The organism is Flavobacterium salmonis (assembly GCF_903819435.1).
Lineage (GTDB): Bacteria > Bacteroidota > Bacteroidia > Flavobacteriales > Flavobacteriaceae > Flavobacterium > Flavobacterium chungangense.
Window position 1 is genome coordinate 437,457 of record NZ_CAIJDP010000068.1, and the last position, 17,131, is coordinate 454,587.

The 17,131-nt window shown below is 33.2% G+C and carries 17 protein-coding genes and 1 tRNA gene; 6 read left to right on the forward strand and 12 right to left on the reverse strand.

Annotated elements, in window-relative coordinates; genetic code table 11:
* Window positions 1–31: 31 nt before the first annotated feature.
* The 4 genes from FLACHUCJ7_RS12040 (at window position 32) to FLACHUCJ7_RS12055 (ending at window position 2,804) form a co-directional block, all read left to right on the forward strand.
* Window positions 32–733: an SIMPL domain-containing protein gene (locus FLACHUCJ7_RS12040; RefSeq protein ID WP_078226068.1), complete on the forward strand. Its 702-nt coding sequence runs from the start codon at window positions 32–34 to the stop codon at window positions 731–733.
* Window positions 734–774: 41 nt separating this feature from the next.
* Entirely contained in the window at window positions 775–1,362 is a 588-nt protein-coding gene (locus FLACHUCJ7_RS12045; RefSeq protein ID WP_180909061.1) for an LURP-one-related/scramblase family protein, read from the forward strand.
* Window positions 1,363–1,475: 113 nt separating this feature from the next.
* Complete coding sequence (locus FLACHUCJ7_RS12050) at window positions 1,476–2,192, forward strand: 3-ketoacyl-ACP reductase (protein ID WP_078226066.1); 717 nt, start codon at window positions 1,476–1,478, stop codon at window positions 2,190–2,192.
* Between the two features lie 102 nt (window positions 2,193–2,294).
* Entirely contained in the window at window positions 2,295–2,804 is a 510-nt protein-coding gene (locus FLACHUCJ7_RS12055) for a hypothetical protein (protein WP_180909062.1), read from the forward strand.
* A gap of 108 nt (window positions 2,805–2,912) precedes the next feature.
* Here FLACHUCJ7_RS12055 and mtaB read toward each other — a convergent pair whose 3' ends face one another.
* A complete protein-coding gene (gene mtaB, locus FLACHUCJ7_RS12060) occupies window positions 2,913–4,247 on the reverse strand; it encodes a tRNA (N(6)-L-threonylcarbamoyladenosine(37)-C(2))-methylthiotransferase MtaB (RefSeq protein WP_078226064.1) in 1,335 nt (444 codons plus the stop codon).
* A gap of 487 nt (window positions 4,248–4,734) precedes the next feature.
* Here mtaB and FLACHUCJ7_RS12065 point away from each other — a divergent pair, with 487 nt between their 5' ends.
* Window positions 4,735–5,256, forward strand: a complete 522-nt coding sequence (locus FLACHUCJ7_RS12065; RefSeq protein WP_078226063.1) for a hypothetical protein — start codon at window positions 4,735–4,737, stop codon at window positions 5,254–5,256.
* 63 nt (window positions 5,257–5,319) lie between these two features.
* Here FLACHUCJ7_RS12065 and FLACHUCJ7_RS12070 read toward each other — a convergent pair whose 3' ends face one another.
* The 11 genes from FLACHUCJ7_RS12070 to hisS form a co-directional block, all read right to left on the reverse strand.
* Entirely contained in the window at window positions 5,320–6,111 is a 792-nt protein-coding gene (locus FLACHUCJ7_RS12070; protein WP_230408815.1) for a Cof-type HAD-IIB family hydrolase, read from the reverse strand.
* A 35-nt stretch (window positions 6,112–6,146) separates the two neighbouring features.
* The gene (locus FLACHUCJ7_RS12075) at window positions 6,147–6,356 is read right to left on the reverse strand and encodes a putative signal transducing protein (RefSeq protein WP_078226061.1); all 210 of its coding nucleotides are present in this window, start codon (window positions 6,354–6,356) and stop codon (window positions 6,147–6,149) included.
* 32 nt (window positions 6,357–6,388) lie between these two features.
* A complete protein-coding gene (locus FLACHUCJ7_RS12080; RefSeq protein ID WP_180909064.1) occupies window positions 6,389–7,204 on the reverse strand; it encodes an alpha/beta hydrolase in 816 nt (271 codons plus the stop codon).
* A gap of 16 nt (window positions 7,205–7,220) precedes the next feature.
* Complete coding sequence (locus FLACHUCJ7_RS12085; protein WP_078226059.1) at window positions 7,221–7,883, reverse strand: DEAD/DEAH box helicase; 663 nt, start codon at window positions 7,881–7,883, stop codon at window positions 7,221–7,223.
* 75 nt (window positions 7,884–7,958) lie between these two features.
* Window positions 7,959–9,122, reverse strand: coding sequence for a sigma-54-dependent transcriptional regulator (locus FLACHUCJ7_RS12090; protein WP_078226058.1), 1,164 nt, complete (start codon window positions 9,120–9,122; stop codon window positions 7,959–7,961).
* Window positions 9,123–9,226: 104 nt separating this feature from the next.
* Window positions 9,227–10,543, reverse strand: a complete 1,317-nt coding sequence (locus FLACHUCJ7_RS12095; protein WP_180909065.1) for an ABC transporter permease — start codon at window positions 10,541–10,543, stop codon at window positions 9,227–9,229.
* A 76-nt stretch (window positions 10,544–10,619) separates the two neighbouring features.
* Window positions 10,620–11,546, reverse strand: coding sequence for an ABC transporter ATP-binding protein (locus FLACHUCJ7_RS12100; RefSeq protein ID WP_078226057.1), 927 nt, complete (start codon window positions 11,544–11,546; stop codon window positions 10,620–10,622).
* Between the two features lie 162 nt (window positions 11,547–11,708).
* Window positions 11,709–12,818, reverse strand: a complete 1,110-nt coding sequence (gene dnaJ / locus FLACHUCJ7_RS12105; protein WP_031456174.1) for a molecular chaperone DnaJ — start codon at window positions 12,816–12,818, stop codon at window positions 11,709–11,711.
* A gap of 77 nt (window positions 12,819–12,895) precedes the next feature.
* Window positions 12,896–13,474, reverse strand: coding sequence for a nucleotide exchange factor GrpE (locus tag FLACHUCJ7_RS12110; RefSeq protein WP_078226056.1), 579 nt, complete (start codon window positions 13,472–13,474; stop codon window positions 12,896–12,898).
* A 351-nt stretch (window positions 13,475–13,825) separates the two neighbouring features.
* A tRNA-Trp gene (locus FLACHUCJ7_RS12115) sits at window positions 13,826–13,896 on the reverse strand.
* A 345-nt stretch (window positions 13,897–14,241) separates the two neighbouring features.
* The gene (gene hisS, locus FLACHUCJ7_RS12120) at window positions 14,242–15,672 is read right to left on the reverse strand and encodes a histidine--tRNA ligase (RefSeq protein ID WP_180909066.1); all 1,431 of its coding nucleotides are present in this window, start codon (window positions 15,670–15,672) and stop codon (window positions 14,242–14,244) included.
* Window positions 15,673–15,861: 189 nt separating this feature from the next.
* On the opposite strand from hisS, the gene FLACHUCJ7_RS12125 reads away from it, so the two are divergent.
* On the forward strand, window positions 15,862–17,106 hold the full coding sequence (locus FLACHUCJ7_RS12125; protein ID WP_180909067.1) for an ABC transporter permease: 1,245 nt from the start codon (window positions 15,862–15,864) through the stop codon (window positions 17,104–17,106).
* The last annotated feature ends 25 nt before the right edge of the window (window positions 17,107–17,131 follow it).

Sequence of the window (17,131 nt, forward strand, 5' to 3'; positions counted from 1 at the left end):
TTATTTACATTTAAAATTAACTTTTAAAACAATGAAAAAAAGCCTTTTAGCATTATTTGCACTGTTAACAATAAATTCCTTTTCCCAAACTAAAAATTCAATTGACAAGCCTTATATAGAGTCTTCCGGTAAGGCAGACACATTAGTCATTCCAAATAAAGTCTGGATAAATGTTCTTTTAATGGAAAAAGATTTTAAAGGCAAAAAGTCTGTTGAAGACATTGAAAAAGAAATGATTCAGAAATTACAGGAGATTGGTATAGATGTAAATAAAAACCTAAGTGTAAATGACATTTCGAGCAATTACAAGTTTTATCTTTTAAAACAAACTGATATTTTCAAATCCAAATCATATTCTATTTTGGTCAAAAATGCTTCCGAAGCTTCGAAAGCCTTTATCGGTTTGGAAAAAATCGGCATCTCAAATGTTCGAATTGAAAAAATTGAAAATTCAGATGAAAAAAAGATAAAACTTCTGATTAATGGAAAAGCTATGTTGAACGCAAAAGAAACAGCAGAAAGTTTTACTAAACCTCTAAATCAAAAAGTTGGTAATGCTATACAAATCAGTAATTTTGAAGATTTTTCGAGTCAATTAGCAGGAAGTGTTTCTGGAATTGCAATTAGAGGCTCCAGAAGTTTTTATGCCGAAGAACCTTCTAATGAACCTAATATTGAATTTGAAAAAATTAAAATTTCAAGCACAGTTCAAGTTAGATTTCTCATAGAATAATTTAATTTAGCTCTATATAAATCAACTATAAGTAAAATTTCATGAACCCAATTTTAAGTCAAAACCTATTTTTAGTAAAAGAACATGTCGGAATGTTTAAAGCGTCAAACAATTACGATATTTATAATCCTGAAAGCAAACAGATTATCATGAACTGCCGTGAGAACAATCTTGGCTTTTTTACAAAAATACTCCGTTTTACAGATTACAAAAGAGCAACGCCTTTCAATGTTGAAATCACTACAGCAAGTGGCGAAAAATTAATTTCAGTAAAACGTGGTATTGCGATCTTTCGATCTACTGTCGAAATATTTGATGAGAAAGACAGATTAGTTGGAACTTTTAAACAGAAATTCTTTTCCATCGGAGGAAAATTCGAAATACTAGACAAAAATGAAAAACCTGTCGCAACGCTTCAGGGAAAATGGACCGGCTGGGATTTTAAATTTTCGCACGAAAACAAACAGCTGGCTCAGGTAAGTAAAAAATGGGCCGGAATGGGCAAAGAGTTTTTTACCAGTGCCGATAATTATGTCCTGCAAATTGAAGAAACAGTCCCAGCTGATTCTCCGCTGAGACAATTAATCCTGGCAGCTGTAATGTGTATTGACATGGTTTTGAAAGAATAAGCAAAAGCTGTTAAACTTAGATTAAGAAATAAAAAAAGCGTCATTTTGGTAAGCAAAAACTGTATTTTTGTATAACTAAACTGATGCTTTTTGCATTTCTAAAAAATACACTCATGACAAATCTAAAAAATAAAAATGCCCTGATTACAGGAGCCGGTAAAGGAATTGGAAAAGCTATTGCTATTGCTCTGGCAAAAGAAGGTGTAAACGTAATTTTAGTCTCAAGAACCCAATTGGATGTCGAGCAGCTGGCTGTTAAAATTGAAAATTTCGGAGTAAAATCATTGGCTCTGACTGCTGACGTGGCCGATATAAATTCGATAAATACTGCTATTGAAAAAGCTTTAGCAGAATTTAAAACCATTGATATTTTAATCAATAATGCCGGAATCGCTGCTTTTGGAAAGTTTATGGAATTAGAGCCATCCGAATGGGAAAAAATCATACAGGTAAACTTAATGGGAACTTATTATACAACCCGTGCCGTTTTACCTAATATGATCAAAAGGCAAACTGGTGATATTATCAATATTTCTTCTACAGCCGGATTAAACGGAAATGCCTTAACCAGTGCCTACAGTGCCTCTAAATTTGCAGTTTTAGGATTAACAGATTCTTTAATGCAGGAAATGAGAAAACACAACATTCGCGTTACAGCCTTAACACCAAGTACCGTTGCAACTGATATGGCTAAAGATTTAAACCTCACTGACGGAAATCCTGAAAAAGTCATGCAGTCAGAAGACATTGCAGAGTTGATAATCGCCCAACTCAAACTAAATCGCAGAGTGTTCGTTAAGAACAGCAGTATCTGGTCTACAAATCCTTAAGTTAAAATATAAATTCTGATCTATGAAATTCCCTATTCCAATTATTATCCTTAACTTATAGTTGGAACAGGAAACTTGATTTCGGAATTAAAAAACAATAAAATGGAACAATATTTAAGACAATTGGTTTCAATTGCATTTACTGATAAAAAAGAAATCTTTACCGGATTTCTGATTGATTATTCGGATGACTGGATTTTACTTAAAAACAATCCAATCGATTTTATACTTGATGGTTTTGTGATTTTAAAAAACAAAAACATCGAAGCAATCGAAAGAGATGAAGAACTGGTATTTAATGAAAAAGTGATTCGCCTTAAAGGGTTAAAAACAAATGCCAAAGACATTATTCCGATTAAGGATTTGAGTACCATACTGCATTATATCAACAACAAATATGGCATTTTCCAGATTGTAAAGAAATCCCCAAAATCGGTTTATTTAGGAAAATTGATAGAGATAAACGATGAAATTTTAACGATTGATTTTTTAGATATCAGAGGTCAATTTGGAGGAGAGCTTAATTTCAATCCCGATAAGATAAGGGTTATTGAATTTGATTCGGATTATATTAATTCTTTGAAATTGGTCTCGCAGGAAAACGAGAAATAATATTTTATAAATGCATAAAAAAGTCCTTTTTCAAGGACTTTTTAAATTTTATGTCATTTCAACGAAGAAGACTAGAACGATGAGAATAGACAAAAAACAATATTGTGACTAGGCCTCTGCCAATTTATTTAAAAATTCCAATCGAACACTACCGTCTTCATCGATTTTAGTTAGATTAATTTCCTGCAAAGTATTAACCAATTCGGGATTCCAAGGTGTTTTTACTTTTACATAGTTTTCAGTAAAACCATGAATATAGCCTTCCTTATTTTCACTTTCGAATAAAACAGTCCTGTTAGAACCTAATTGACTTTCGTAAAAAGAGCGACGTTTTTTAACCGATAATCCACGCAGCATTTTACTTCGTTTTGCTCTTACATTAGCAGGAACAATCCCTGGCATATCAGCAGCTTCAGTATTATCTCTTTCAGAATAGGTAAAAACATGCAAATACGAAATATCCATTTCATTCAGAAAATGATACGTTTCTAAGAAATGTTCATCTGTTTCACCTGGAAAACCTACAATTACATCAACACCTATACAGGCATTCGGCATTACCTCGCGAATTTTATTGACACGCTCTGTATACACTTCACGCAAGTAACGACGTTTCATTAATTTTAAAATATCATTACTCCCGGATTGCAGTGGAATATGAAAATGGGGCACAAAAGTTCGGCTTTTAGAAACGAACTCAATGGTTTCATTTTTCAATAAATTCGGTTCGATAGAGGATATTCGCAAACGCTCGATTCCTTCTACTTTATCCAAAGCCTGCACTAAGTCCAGGAAAGTATGTTCGTGTTTTTTATTTCCAAACTCACCTTTGCCATAATCCCCAATATTGACACCGGTTAAAACAATTTCTTTTATGTTTTGTGCTGAAATCTCTTTGGCATTTTGCAATACATTTTCTAAAGCATCGCTTCTTGAAATTCCTCTCGCCAACGGAATTGTGCAATAGGTACATTTATAATCACAACCATCCTGAACTTTCAGGAAAGCACGGGTACGATCACCAATAGAATAACTTCCTACATAAAAATCAGCCTCGGCAATTTCGCAGGAATGAACCTCCCCCATGTCATTTTTGCTCAGGTCATGAATATAATCTGTAATTTTAAATTTTTCAGTAGCTCCCAAAACCAAATCGACCCCATCAACAGCTGCCAATTCCTCAGGTTTTAATTGTGCATAACAACCCACAGCGGCAACAAAAGCCTTCTCATTAAGTTTCATAGCTTTTTTTACAACCTGTTTGAATTGCTTATCAGCATTTTCAGTTACAGAGCAAGTATTGATAACATAAATGTCTGCTACTTCTTCAAAATCAACTCTGTCGAAACCTTCATCATTAAAGTTTCTGGCAATTGTAGATGTTTCTGAAAAATTCAGTTTACAGCCAAGTGTATAAAAAGCAACTTTTTTTCTATTTTCCATAGGAATGTACTACGTTTTAAGTAGCAAGATTATTATATTTACATCTTAGATTGAAGAGTTTGCAAATTTACACACAAATTTCTTTAAAATAAAATCAATAATACATTATAAATCAAAGAATTGAAACAAAACACTTTTATTAAACCATAAAAAGTAATTAATTGAATTTCTGATTACTCTAAAAGATTTATTTTTTTTATAATTTCACGCTTAGTATCAAAAAATACAAAATGAAAGAAAAAATCGACAAAAAGTAAATAAATCCGATTAAATGCATTGTAACTGATTTTAAAATCATTTTTTCTTGAATTTTTCTTTGCTGTCATTAATAATAAACTTAAATTCACGCATCGAAATTTTATAAAATAATTAAACTTTGAAATATAATTTATTTCATTGAAAGCGTTTTTAAAATTTCAACTAAAAACCAAATGGGAAAGCCGAAAACCAATTTAGAGTAGGCGAATTTTTAAATTTACAGAACAATATGAAAGCATGTTTTCCTACGATCTGCTTAATCTTTTTAACCATCTTCGCACAGGCTCAAACTAATACACCTGTTGCAAATTCAAATCCATTTCCAACAATCAGTACATTAACAAATTGGGCCAGTTTAAACTCTCAGCAGCAATTTGACATTGCGATACGTGCGGTTGGATTTAAATTTGAAGTTAAAGAACCGGGAGAAGGATCTACAGCTTATACATACATCAGAAAAGTAGTAGTTAATGAGGTAAATTATACGGACAGAATTGTATACCGAATTACAAATACCAACTCTGCTAGTATTATCTCTTTAGTTACTGCTTCTACAGATTTAGTAAGTTTATACACTCCTCAATTAGCTTCTTTTAAAAATAACAACTGCAAAACAGAAATGTCTAAAGACAAAAATACAACCTGCAGTTGCTACGAAAGCGCAAATTTTGCAATCGATCTTTGCGATGAGCGTGTAAAGCTAACAATGGGTGACGGAAATAAATATTTTGTTTCAGTAGCTAAAAAATAACTCAGACGAATTTATAAAATAAAAAATCCGAAATTTAAGTATCTTAAATTTCGGATTTTTTATTTAGACCAATATATATCTCTGTACAACCTCAGCAACACCATTGTCATTATTTGATGCTACAATAACATTGGCTCTGTCACGCAATTCCGGCGTAACATTATCAACCCAAACTCCTAAACCGGCATATTCAATCATGGTTAAATCGTTACCGGCATTTCCAACTGCGATAATTTCGCTTTGATGAATGTTTAACTTTTCAGCAAGGAACTTTATACTTGCTGCCTTGTCAATTCCGTGTTGAGCAGCTTCCAGAAAAAAAGGTTTAGACATCGCAATACTTAAATGAGGCATTTCTGTTTTCAAATCTTTCTCTATTTCTTTTAAATAATCAGGATGTTCCAACAAAATACATTTTACTGCAGGTCTGCCTACATAATCTTTAAAACTGAAAACTTTATTATGAGGCAGTCCGGTAATTTCTTTTTCAATTTCTATATACTCGGAATCGGTTTCGCTTATAATTTCGCCATCCAGATAGGTAATAATATGAGTTTTCATTTTTACACTATAATCGTATAAATCATGAATTTGGGCAATAGTTAAGCACTGCTCAAATAAAACAAGATCATCCTTTGCCTGGCTTATAACAGCACCATTAAATGAAATTATATAAGAATCATTTAAATCTAATTCTAGTTCCTTTGCATAAGCAGTCATAGCAGATGTTGGACGCCCGGAAGCCAAAACAACATAAACCCCTTTTGTCTGTGCCTCAAGAAGTACTTTTTTATTTAATTCTGAAATTTTATGATCGTCTGTCAACAAGGTATCATCCATGTCGAGTACTAACATTTTATATTGCATATTTAATATAATTAAAATCAGGATTAAATACTCATTCTAAACTTTTCAATTACCGGATTTGCTTTTGCAAAATCAGTCTCCTGAATGAAAATTTCAACAGCCAGATCTGCTCCTCCTAAACGCGCAGATTGAATATTATCTTTTTTTACTGTTTCTACTCCGGCTTCTTCCAATCTTTCCTGCAAAGCAATTGCTAATACTTCACTTCCTGAAAATGCTTTCATCAATCCCATGACATTTATTTTTTATTATTATTTTATTTTCTTTATTGCAAAATTATTTTTAGCTGTTTTTTAAAATCATCATTCTCGTTCATTCCAATATGTCCTTGGTCTTTCAACCCACAAAAATGTCCCTTAAAATCTAATAATTTATTTAACCTAACGGAATTTGAACATGAAATTAATTGATCATCTATGCCATGGAAAATATAAATCGGTGCTTTTACTTTTGGCAAATAATGATGCGTTTCTAAACGAAATTTCTTCATGAAATTAGGAAAGAAGGAAACTTTCGTACTTGATAGTTCTGTAAAACTAAAATAAGGAGATTGCAGAATTAAAGCTTTTGGGTTATTTTCAGAAGCTAAAATTGTGGCCAGGCCTGAACCGATCGAATAACCTGCAATGATAATTTTGTCTTCTGAATATCTTTGTTTTATTTTTTTATAGACTACTGTAACATCCTTATTTAACTGTTCTTCATTTTCTATTTCACCTTCACTTTTCCCGAAACTTCGGTAATCCAAAATAAAAATATCATATCCTAATGAAGTATAAATTTTAGAGATACTTCCCCAGGTTTCAAGTGTTCCTGCATTTCCATGAAGATAAAAAACCAAACCTTTGGAATTCTCTGCTTTAAATAAAATTCCGTTAAGATTTACTCCATCAAAAGATTTAATGTTTATCTCTTCAAATTGACTTTGATATTCAAACTGATATTCTTTAGAAAGAGCAGCACTTTGAAAAACCATTCCAACCTGATTAAAATATACGTAAGAAACAATAATTACATAAACGACAACAAAAAATACTGAAAGTACGATTGCTAAAAATTTAAATGTCTTTATGATTTCCATATAATTTCGAAACAGCTTATTCCTCTTCTATATCATCTTCCTCTTCATCAAGCTCCTCTTCCCCCTCTTCATCCATATCAAAGAAATAAGGTTCCAACAGCATTTTATCTGCTAAAATTTCGATGCGTTCAGTTAAGGTTTCAGCAAAAATGATACGTTGAGTTTTTGCAATACTATTCGAAATACGCATGATTTTAGTTTCATTTCGTAATTTCAATATTGGATCAGCATCGTCAAGAATAAACATTTTCAAACGATTTACATTGTAACCTGCCGTGGTAAACATATCGCTTAACTTATTTGGTGTTCCAATTAAAACATCAATTCCTGTTGAAATATAATTTTTATCATAATCCATATCTCCCTTATCATGTACCCCATATACTTCAAGATTAGTATACTTTCCGTATTTTTCGAAAAGAGCTTCCATAGCCAGCACTTTCTCCTTGTCTTCAACAATAATCAAAGCCCGTGGTGATTCTTCTGTTTGCCCGGCCAATTGCTGAATTACATTCAATACAATTGTTGTCGATTTTCCAGTTCCTGCCGGAGAAATAATCATACAGTCCGCACCACTTTTGATTGTTGAAAAAGTTTCCATTTGCAATATATTTGCTTCTGTTAAACCATTTTCAATGAGTGCATCTTGTAGCTTTTCGTTTATTTTTTTTAGTTTCATTATTAATGATTAAAAGATTTAAAAATTAAAAAATTTCAGCTCAAGCCAAATTCTCAAATTTTTAAATCATTAAATTTATTTACTTGCAAACATTTTAACATCGGTTTCTGAGATTTCGTTTCCACCTAAAATAATAAGTCTCTCAACCACATTTCGAAGTTCACGAATATTTCCTGTCCAGTCATATTCCTGTAATAATTTTATGGCTTGTGCCGAAAACACTTTCAGGGCGTTCCCTTGTTCTGAAGCAATTTTCTCAGAAAAATGTTTAATCAGTGCCGGAATATCATCACGCCTGTCATTTAATGCGGGAACTTTAATTAAAATTACAGCCAGACGGTGGTACAAATCCTCACGGAAACGACCTTGTGCAATTTCTGTTTTTAAATCTTTATTGGTCGCTGCAACTACCCGAACATCCACTTTAATATCTTTTTCAGCCCCAACTCTGGTAATCATACTTTCTTGTAAAGCACGCAATACTTTGGCTTGTGCTGAAAGGCTCATATCTCCAATTTCATCCAGAAAAATAGTTCCTTTGTCGGCTGCTTCAAACTTTCCGGCACGATCTTTCACGGCTGATGTAAAAGCACCTTTTACGTGACCAAACAATTCACTTTCAATCAATTCACTCGGAATAGCAGCACAATTTACTTCAATTAATGGAAAATTCGCACGTTCGCTCTTCTCATGTAATTGATGGGCTACCAATTCTTTTCCTGTTCCGTTAGGCCCCGTAATTAAAACTCTGGCTTCAGTTGGAGCTACTTTATCAATCATTACTTTTATATGATTAATAGCTTCGCTTTCTCCCACCATTTCGTAGTTTTTACTGACCTTTTTCTTCAGAATTTTATTTTCAACAACGAGCTGTTTTTTATCTAAAGCATTTCGGACCGTATTTAGCAAACGATTTAAATCCGGTGGTTTCGAGATATAATCAAATGCGCCTAAACGCATTGTTTGAATCGCAGTTTCCATATCACCGTGTCCTGAAATCATCACCATCGGGATTTCAGGTTTGATTTTTTTTACCGCTTCTAAAACCTCAACACCGTCCATTTTTGGCATTTTGATATCACACAAAACCAAATCATAGTCATTGTTTTTTATTTTCTCAAGTCCGGTAACGCCATCTTCTGCCTCTTCAACCTGATATGTATCATTTTCTTCTGATAAAATCTTTACCAAAACTCTTCTGATAGCTGCTTCGTCTTCTATAATTAGTATTTTACTCATATATTTTTAAGATTCTGAGATTCTAAGCTGCTAAGTTTCTAAGTTTTTTTTTCTGACAGCTAAAATCTTAGCGTCTCAGAACCTTAGTATCTTAGCGTCCTCAATTAATATTTAAGCCATCTGTACAATTCCTTCCATGTTGGTTTTTTACCATACATTAAAATCCCTACACGGTAAATTTTTGCAGCAAACCAAACCACAAAGAAAAAGGTTGCAAACAATAATGATACCGAAATTGCGATTTGCCACCAAGGCACGCCAAACGGAAGCCTCATTAACATAACAATTGGAGACGTTAGCGGAATCATTGAAAATACAACTGCCACAGTCCCGTGAGGGTCATTTACAACGGTAAAAAAACCGATATAAACACTCAAAATCAATGGCATCATGATGGGTAAAAGAAATTGCTGTGAATCCGTTTGATTGTCGACTGCTGCTCCAATTGCTGCATAAAATGAACTATATAGAAAATAGCCTCCTATGAAATAAATCACAAAACCAATTAAGATGCTGGCAATTGGTAAATTCCATAATTCAGTTATATACATTTGTGCAGAGCCTGAGAGCTCGTGTTGTGCTGATTGCATTAATTCAGGAGAAATTCTAGCCGTTGGTCCAACATTTACTCCAAAAAATACCGATGCAGCAAACATCAATCCTAAACCAATTATAGCCCAGATTATAAATTGCAACAATCCTGCAAGCGAAGTCCCCACAATTTTACCGATCATCAATTGAAATGGCTTAACCGATGAAATGATAATTTCAATAATCCGGTTTGTTTTTTCTTCAATTACGCTTCTCATGACCATATTTCCATAAATGATAATAAACATCATGATTAAGTATCCGAAAGCACCTCCAATTCCGATTTTAATTTCGTTCAGGCCTTTTAAACTTTCTTCTCCGGAAGCTTTAACCAAATGAATATTAACTTTTGATTGTGCTTTTTGAATTGCCAAAGTATCCAGTTTGGCTTCTTCCAGATTTAGTTTCGTAATTTTATTACTAATGATATCCTGAGTATTTTCTATAAAAGAAATACTGGGACTGCTATTAGAAATAAATTCAATTTTACTTTCTAAGTCTTTGTTTTCACTAGTTTTCGGAATAACGATTAATCCGCTGAAATTTTCTTTTGTAATACTGTCTTTTAAAGATTTTATATCAATTTCAGATAAATTGAGATATTTAAATTCGGCACCTCTCTTATTTTCTTTTAAAAAATCCGCTGCAAATAAGCCAGTTTCATCGTGAATGGCAATTCGTTTGGTTTCAGCCTTCATTGAACTCAGATAGCCAATAAACCCGGCAATTGCTACAAACAATAACGGACTTAAAAAAGTCATGACAACAAAAGATTTATTACGCACTTTTGCAATAAATTCTCTTTTAATAATCAACGAAATGATGCTCATAAATATTTTAATTTTCAAATTTCAAATTCCAAATTAAAAGCTCTAATTCGGAATTTGAAATTTATTTTTTGAAATTTTATTTTTTATCTGTTACTGTCTGAATAAAAATATCGTTTATACTTGGTATTTTTTCTACGAAATGTGTGACTTGTCCACGCTGCGTTAAGATGTTCAATAATTCATTTGGAGTTGCATTTCCAATTTGTATATTTAGTTTTAAATCATCATTCAGCGATTTAAAGTTTGCAGGAGAAACAGTAAATTTTTGTGTGATGTCATACATCAGACCTTCAACATTATGCGTTAAAATTCCGACTTCAAAACTGTTTGTTCTAAATTGACGTTTTACATCACCAACCTTGCCTTCTATTAATTTATTTGACTTATGTATCAAAGAAATATAATCACAAAGTTCTTCTACACTTTCCATTCGGTGGGTAGAGAAAATAATTGTCGAACCTTGTTCTTTCAAAGCCAAAATTTCGTCTTTGATTACATTGGCGTTTACAGGATCAAAACCCGAAAAAGGTTCATCTAAAATTAGTAATTTAGGTTTGTGCAAAACACAAACTACAAACTGAATTTTCTGTGCCATTCCTTTAGAAAGTTCCTGGATTTTCTTGTTCCACCATCCCTGAATTCCCAAACGGTCAAACCAGTAGTCTAACTGTCGTTTAGCCTCAGCTTTCGAAAGTCCTTTCATTTGAGCCAGATACAAACACTGTTCCCCCACTTTCATCGAACTGTACAAACCTCTTTCTTCCGGAAGATAGCCAATAGTCTGCACATGTTTTGCCTGTAATTTTTCTCCATCCAGAATAATTTCACCGCTATCTGGCAGCGTGATTTGATTGATGATTCTGATTAAGGAAGTTTTTCCGGCTCCATTCGGACCTAATAATCCGTATATACTGCCTTTTGGCACATTTAATGAAACTTCGTTAAGCGCTACATAATCGCCGTATTGTTTTACGACTTTATGTACTTCGAGTAAGTTGCTCATGCTGTTTTCAGGATTTTCTGCGTCAGTTTGACCATTATGTTTTTGCGACTGTAAAAGTAAATAATTCGGAGCGAATCTAAGCGTTAATACATAAAAAACCCATTCTAAAATTTACCTTAGAATGGGTTTGGATTTATTTCTACATTTAAAAAGAAGCTTAGATTATGAAAACATATCTTTTACTTTTTCAAAAAATGATTTTTCTGATTTCTCAGGACTTGGAATAAAATGTTCGTCATTTAAAGCATTTTCAAAAAATTGTTTTTGCTCTTTATTTAACGTTTTAGGTGTCCAGACATTTACGTGAACCAATAAATCCCCGTTTCCATAACCGTTGATACTTGGAATACCTTTTCCTTTTAATCTTAAGATTTTTCCGGACTGAATTCCTTCTTCAAGTTTAATACGAACTTTTCCGTTAATTGCTTCGATATCTTTAGACACGCCTAAAACAGCTTCAGGAAAACTTATGTATAAATCATAGTGAATATTTTCTCCTTCACGTTTTAATAATTCGTGCTCAATTTCTTCAATTGCAACAATTAAGTCACCCGGAATACTATTACCAGGAGCATCATTTCCTTTATTAGAAACTTTTAACTGCATTCCATCAACTACTCCGGCAGGAATTTTGATTGATACCGTTTCATCTTCCTGAACCATTCCTTGCGAGTCTGCTTCAGAAGGTTTTTTATCTAAAATCTGACCAGAACCACCACAAGCAGGGCATGTTGATGCAGATTGCATTCGTCCTAAGATAGTGTTAGTTACACGCATTACTTGTCCTTGACCATTACAAGTCGAACAAGTTTTGTAGGTAACCCCTTTAGCCTGAACTTTACGTTTTACTTTTACTTTTTTCTCAACACCATTTGCAATTTCTTCTAAAGTTAGTTTTACTTTAATTCGAAGATTGCTTCCTTTAGCACGACGAGGACCACCTCCGCCGCCGCCAAATCCACCAAATCCACCACCAAAAATATCACCAAACTGGCTGAAAATGTCATCCATATTCATACCGCCATGACCACCGCCAAATCCGCCGGAACCATCAAATGCCTGATGCCCGTATTGATCGTATTTCGCTTTTTTCTGAGGGTCGCTCAAAACTTCATAAGCTTCTGCTGCCAATTTGAAGTTTTCTTCTGCCTCTTTGTCGCCCGGATTTTTATCAGGGTGATATTTTAGCGCACTTTTTCTGTATGCTTTTTTAATTTCGGCAGCATCGGCACTTTTTGAAATGCCAAGTATTTCGTAAAAATCTTTTTTCATAATAAGGTTAAATTCCAAATCTTAAAATTCCAAAAGCCAATTTTAAAACTAGCGTTTGAAACTTTTGTTTGCATTTTTTAGTTTCCGATAACCACTTTAGGAAAACGAATAATTTTGTCTCCTAATTTGTATCCTTTTTCAATAACATCAACTATTTTACCTTTCAGTTTATCAGAAGGCGCCGGGATTTGAGTAATAGCCTCTGCAAAATCAGCATTAAAAGTATCACCAGCCTGTATTTCTACCTGCTCTAAACCTTTAGAAACCAATGTACTTTTTAGTTTTTCGTGAATTAGCTCTACTCCTTTTTTCAAATTTTCATCTTCAGACTTGTTAATTTCTACAGCAGCTCTGTCAAAATCGTCCAAAACTGGCAACATTGCTAACAAAACTTCCTGATTGGCAGTTTTGAATAAATCGATACGCTCTTTTGAAGTTCTTTTTTTGTAATTTTCAAATTCAGCAAATAATCTCAAAAACTTATCTTTTTCTTTTGCCAAGTCTTGAGTCAATTGCTCTTCAACACTTAATTCTTCAACAATTAACTGCTCTCCGTTTGCATTGTTCTCTAACGTTACATCATCTAATTCCTGATCGAATTCTGTATTTTCCGTAGTCATATTATTTGTATTTTTAAAAATATTCTTAAACTTCATTTTTAATTCTTTCTGTTGGATTGCAAAAGTACTGCCAAATCTTCGAAAATGTCAAATTGTCACTTTTTTGAAAATGACAAAATATTTTCAAGCTAAAAATTCTTAAAGAAAAATTTAGTATAATTTTAAGACTATTACGTTTTCGTTTGCCCTATATTTGAACCTGAAAACAAAATCAGTGTTATTACCTATCAAAGTTTGAATTTAAGGGTTAGCCTCGGCTTATATAAATTATTAATTCAAGTTTACCTTATATTAAAAAAAAGCTTCGCCTAATTGACGAAGCTTTTTTTATGCTTTTTTTTACCTTTTTAACTTCAATTGAAATCTTCGGTAATAATTAGTATTTTGCACGGGCGGAGGGATTCGAACCCCCATCAACGGTTTTGGAGACCGCTATTCTACCCTTGAACTACGCCCGTAACTTAAGGCCGCAAATTAAACGGTTTTTTTGTTGCCTCGCAAATTATTTCACGCCGATTTTAAAAGATTTAACCTGATGAGTGCAAATTATTTTAATACAAAATAATACTAAATTTGCTAAAATTCGCAAAATCAGCATAAAACAAATCATTTAATCTTTATATCTGCAACAAAAAAAATGCAAATTACCTACCAAGCTATTTCAAGCGGATTTAAAAAAGATTTAGCAGATCTGCGCAGATTTTTTAAATTAGAAAATCAAATTAAATCTGTAAAATCTGAGTAAAAGAAAAATCTGTAAAATGCTTTTTTTTGATCTATGCCAAAAACACTTTACATTCAAATTATGCCAATAAAGCATTCTTCAATCCTTCTAAGTCAACAGAAACCTGCTCACCTGTAACTAAATTTTTAAGTGCATAAGTATTGGAAGCTATTTCCTGATCGCCTGCAATTACTGCAAAAGGAATCAAACGTTTGTCTGCATATTGAAATTGTTTTCCAACTTTTACATTATCAGGATACAATTCTACTTTTATGTTTTCTTGTCGTAATTTCTGGATTGCCTGAGAAGCGTACAAAGCTTCTTTATCACCATAATTCACAAATAAAGCTTTCGAAGTTGCAGCGACAGTCTCCGGGAATAATTGTAATTTTTCTAAAACCAGATAAATTCTATCCAATCCAAAAGAAATTCCAACACCACTCATATTTTTTAAACCAAAAATACCTGTCAAATCGTCGTATCTTCCGCCGCCGCCAATAGAACCTATGGAAACAGTTTTTGGCGCTGCAACTTCAAAAATAGCTCCTGTATAGTAATTTAGTCCTCGGGCTAAAGTCACATCTAAATCTAAAATTGCAGTTGACAATCCTAAATCTGCAACATTGTCACATATAAATTTTAACTCCTCAACACCTTTCATTCCCTCTTCAGAAGAAGCCAACAATTCTGAAAGCTGTGCAATTTTGTCTCCAAAAGTTCCTGAGAAGCTAAAAAGCGGCTGCACTTTTACCAAAGCTTCTTCAGAAATGCCTTTTTCGATCATTTCTTTTTTAACGCCGTCTTCTCCAATTTTATCTAATTTATCAAGAGCAACTGTAAAATCAATTAACTTATCAGAAGCACCAATTACCTCAGCAATTCCAGACAATATTTTTCTGTTATTGATTTTGATGGTCACCCCTTCTAAACCTAAAGATGTAAAAACGGTATCATATAACTGAACCAATTCAACTTCCTGCCATAACGATTTTGAACCTACAACATCTGCATCGCATTGGTAAAACTCTCTATAGCGTCCATTTTGAGGATTATCTGCCCTCCAAACCGGCTGGATTTGATATCTTTTAAAAGGAAATACAATATCATTTTGGTGCTGTACAACATATCTTGCAAATGGAACTGTCAAATCATATCGTAAAGCCTTCTCTGAAATTTTTCCAGTAAATTTATTCAACTCAATTCTTTGTTTAACATCAATTGTTTCAGCAGAATTAACTTGCAGAGCTTCTATAGATTCCGGTAATTCAATTTTTTCTTTTTTATCATAGAAAAAATTACCTGAATTCAATATTTTAAAAATCAAACGATCTCCCTCTTCACCATATTTCCCCATCAGCGTATCTGAATTTTCAAATGAAGGAGTTTCAATTGGCTGAAAACCAAATTTCTCGAAATTAGCTTTTATAGTCTGTATAATATACTGGCGCTTTGACACCTCTGAAGGTGAAAAATCTCTTGTCCCTTTTGGCACGCTTGGTTTTGAAGCCATCTTTTTAGATTATTTAGATTTTTTGGGATTATTAGATTTAGATTTTCATTGCTACTAATTCTAAAAACCTTTTGACATTATTTTTTTTAAAATTTTTTAATCGCCTGCAAATATCTTACTTTTAAAATAAATAATACAGCTTCGAAAACAAACTTGTAACAAAAAACGTATTTTCGTGTCAAATTGGTTATGATGCTAAAATTATTTAAAGAAAATATCCGAATTGCTTTTGGCTCCATCAAAACACAATTGCTGAGAACCATTCTTACTGTCTTAATTATTGCAATCGGAATCACAGCTTTAGTCGGAATCCTTACAGTTGTAACAGCACTCGAGAATACCGTTTCGACCAATTTTGCTTCCATGGGTGCGAATACTTTTAACATTAACCAATATGCAAACACCGTTAAAAACCGCGGTGGAAACGAGCGCGAAATCATAAATCCAATCATTTCCTATCCGGAGGCCGTTGCTTTCAAAAATAAATACAAATACCCTTTTACGGAAACTTCTCTTTCTTTTACGGCAACTTCAACCGCTGAAGTTAAATATTTGGATCAAAAAACAGATCCTGAAATTAAAATTTTGGGGGTCGACGAGCATTTTATTTCTAATTCAGGTTTAGAAATTAACCTGGGGCGTTCTTTTAATCAATTTGATATTGATAACAATACGTATTCGTGCGTAGTAGGTTCTGATTTTGAAAAAGGGCTATTAAAAGACATTAATCCAATTGACAAAATAATCTCTATTCGCGGAGCTCGTTTTAAAGTTATCGGAGTCTTAAAAGAAAAAGGATCAACATTTGGAAACAGCCAGGATTTACGCGTTCTGATTCCAATTCAGGTAGCGCGTTCTTTGTTTACCGCACCAAACATCAATTATACCATGAGTATAATGGTTTCTAAAAAAGAACTTTTAGATCAGGCCATTGATAATGCGACAAGCATCATGCGAAGAGTTCGTAAACTAAGTCCTGTTCGCGACAATAATTTCGGTATTGGCCGAAGTGACGATTTAATCAACAGAATCTTAGGAATTACACAATATTTAGATTGGGCTTCTGCTATTATTAGTATAATTACAATATTAGGATCATCGATCGCTTTAATGAATATTATGATAGTTTCCGTTACAGAACGTACCCGGGAAATCGGTGTCCGAAAAGCATTGGGAGCAACAAGAGCAACCGTTGCCTTTCAATTTTTTATTGAAACCTTATTAATTGGACAAATTGGCGGATTAGTTGGAATCATATTAGGAATGTTAATAGGATTTGGTATTGCAACTGCCATGAGTTTTGCTTTTGTAGTTCCGTGGTTTGCTATCATCATCGCTTTTGGAACCAGCTTTATGGTGGCCATTGTTTCCGGATTGTACCCTGCAATTAAAGCATCACAACTTGACCCTATAGAAGCTTTGCGTTACGAGTAGTTTTATTAGAAGCAAAATTCACTTG

Coding starts and splice junctions, on each gene's coding strand:
- FLACHUCJ7_RS12040 (WP_078226068.1), top strand. CDS start 32: ATGAAAAAAAGCCTTTTAGCATTATTTGCACTGTTAACAATAAATTCC.
- FLACHUCJ7_RS12045 (WP_180909061.1), top strand. CDS start 775: ATGAACCCAATTTTAAGTCAAAACCTATTTTTAGTAAAAGAACATGTC.
- FLACHUCJ7_RS12050 (WP_078226066.1), top strand. CDS start 1,476: ATGACAAATCTAAAAAATAAAAATGCCCTGATTACAGGAGCCGGTAAA.
- FLACHUCJ7_RS12055 (WP_180909062.1), top strand. CDS start 2,295: ATGGAACAATATTTAAGACAATTGGTTTCAATTGCATTTACTGATAAA.
- mtaB (WP_078226064.1), bottom strand. CDS start 4,247: ATGGAAAATAGAAAAAAAGTTGCTTTTTATACACTTGGCTGTAAACTG.
- FLACHUCJ7_RS12065 (WP_078226063.1), top strand. CDS start 4,735: ATGAAAGCATGTTTTCCTACGATCTGCTTAATCTTTTTAACCATCTTC.
- FLACHUCJ7_RS12070 (WP_230408815.1), bottom strand. CDS start 6,111: ATGTTAGTACTCGACATGGATGATACCTTGTTGACAGACGATCATAAA.
- FLACHUCJ7_RS12075 (WP_078226061.1), bottom strand. CDS start 6,356: ATGGGATTGATGAAAGCATTTTCAGGAAGTGAAGTATTAGCAATTGCT.
- FLACHUCJ7_RS12080 (WP_180909064.1), bottom strand. CDS start 7,204: ATGGAAATCATAAAGACATTTAAATTTTTAGCAATCGTACTTTCAGTA.
- FLACHUCJ7_RS12085 (WP_078226059.1), bottom strand. CDS start 7,883: ATGAAACTAAAAAAAATAAACGAAAAGCTACAAGATGCACTCATTGAA.
- FLACHUCJ7_RS12090 (WP_078226058.1), bottom strand. CDS start 9,122: ATGAGTAAAATACTAATTATAGAAGACGAAGCAGCTATCAGAAGAGTT.
- FLACHUCJ7_RS12095 (WP_180909065.1), bottom strand. CDS start 10,543: ATGAGCATCATTTCGTTGATTATTAAAAGAGAATTTATTGCAAAAGTG.
- FLACHUCJ7_RS12100 (WP_078226057.1), bottom strand. CDS start 11,546: ATGAGCAACTTACTCGAAGTACATAAAGTCGTAAAACAATACGGCGAT.
- dnaJ (WP_031456174.1), bottom strand. CDS start 12,818: ATGAAAAAAGATTTTTACGAAATACTTGGCATTTCAAAAAGTGCCGAT.
- FLACHUCJ7_RS12110 (WP_078226056.1), bottom strand. CDS start 13,474: ATGAAGTTTAAGAATATTTTTAAAAATACAAATAATATGACTACGGAA.
- hisS (WP_180909066.1), bottom strand. CDS start 15,672: ATGGCTTCAAAACCAAGCGTGCCAAAAGGGACAAGAGATTTTTCACCT.
- FLACHUCJ7_RS12125 (WP_180909067.1), top strand. CDS start 15,862: ATGATGCTAAAATTATTTAAAGAAAATATCCGAATTGCTTTTGGCTCC.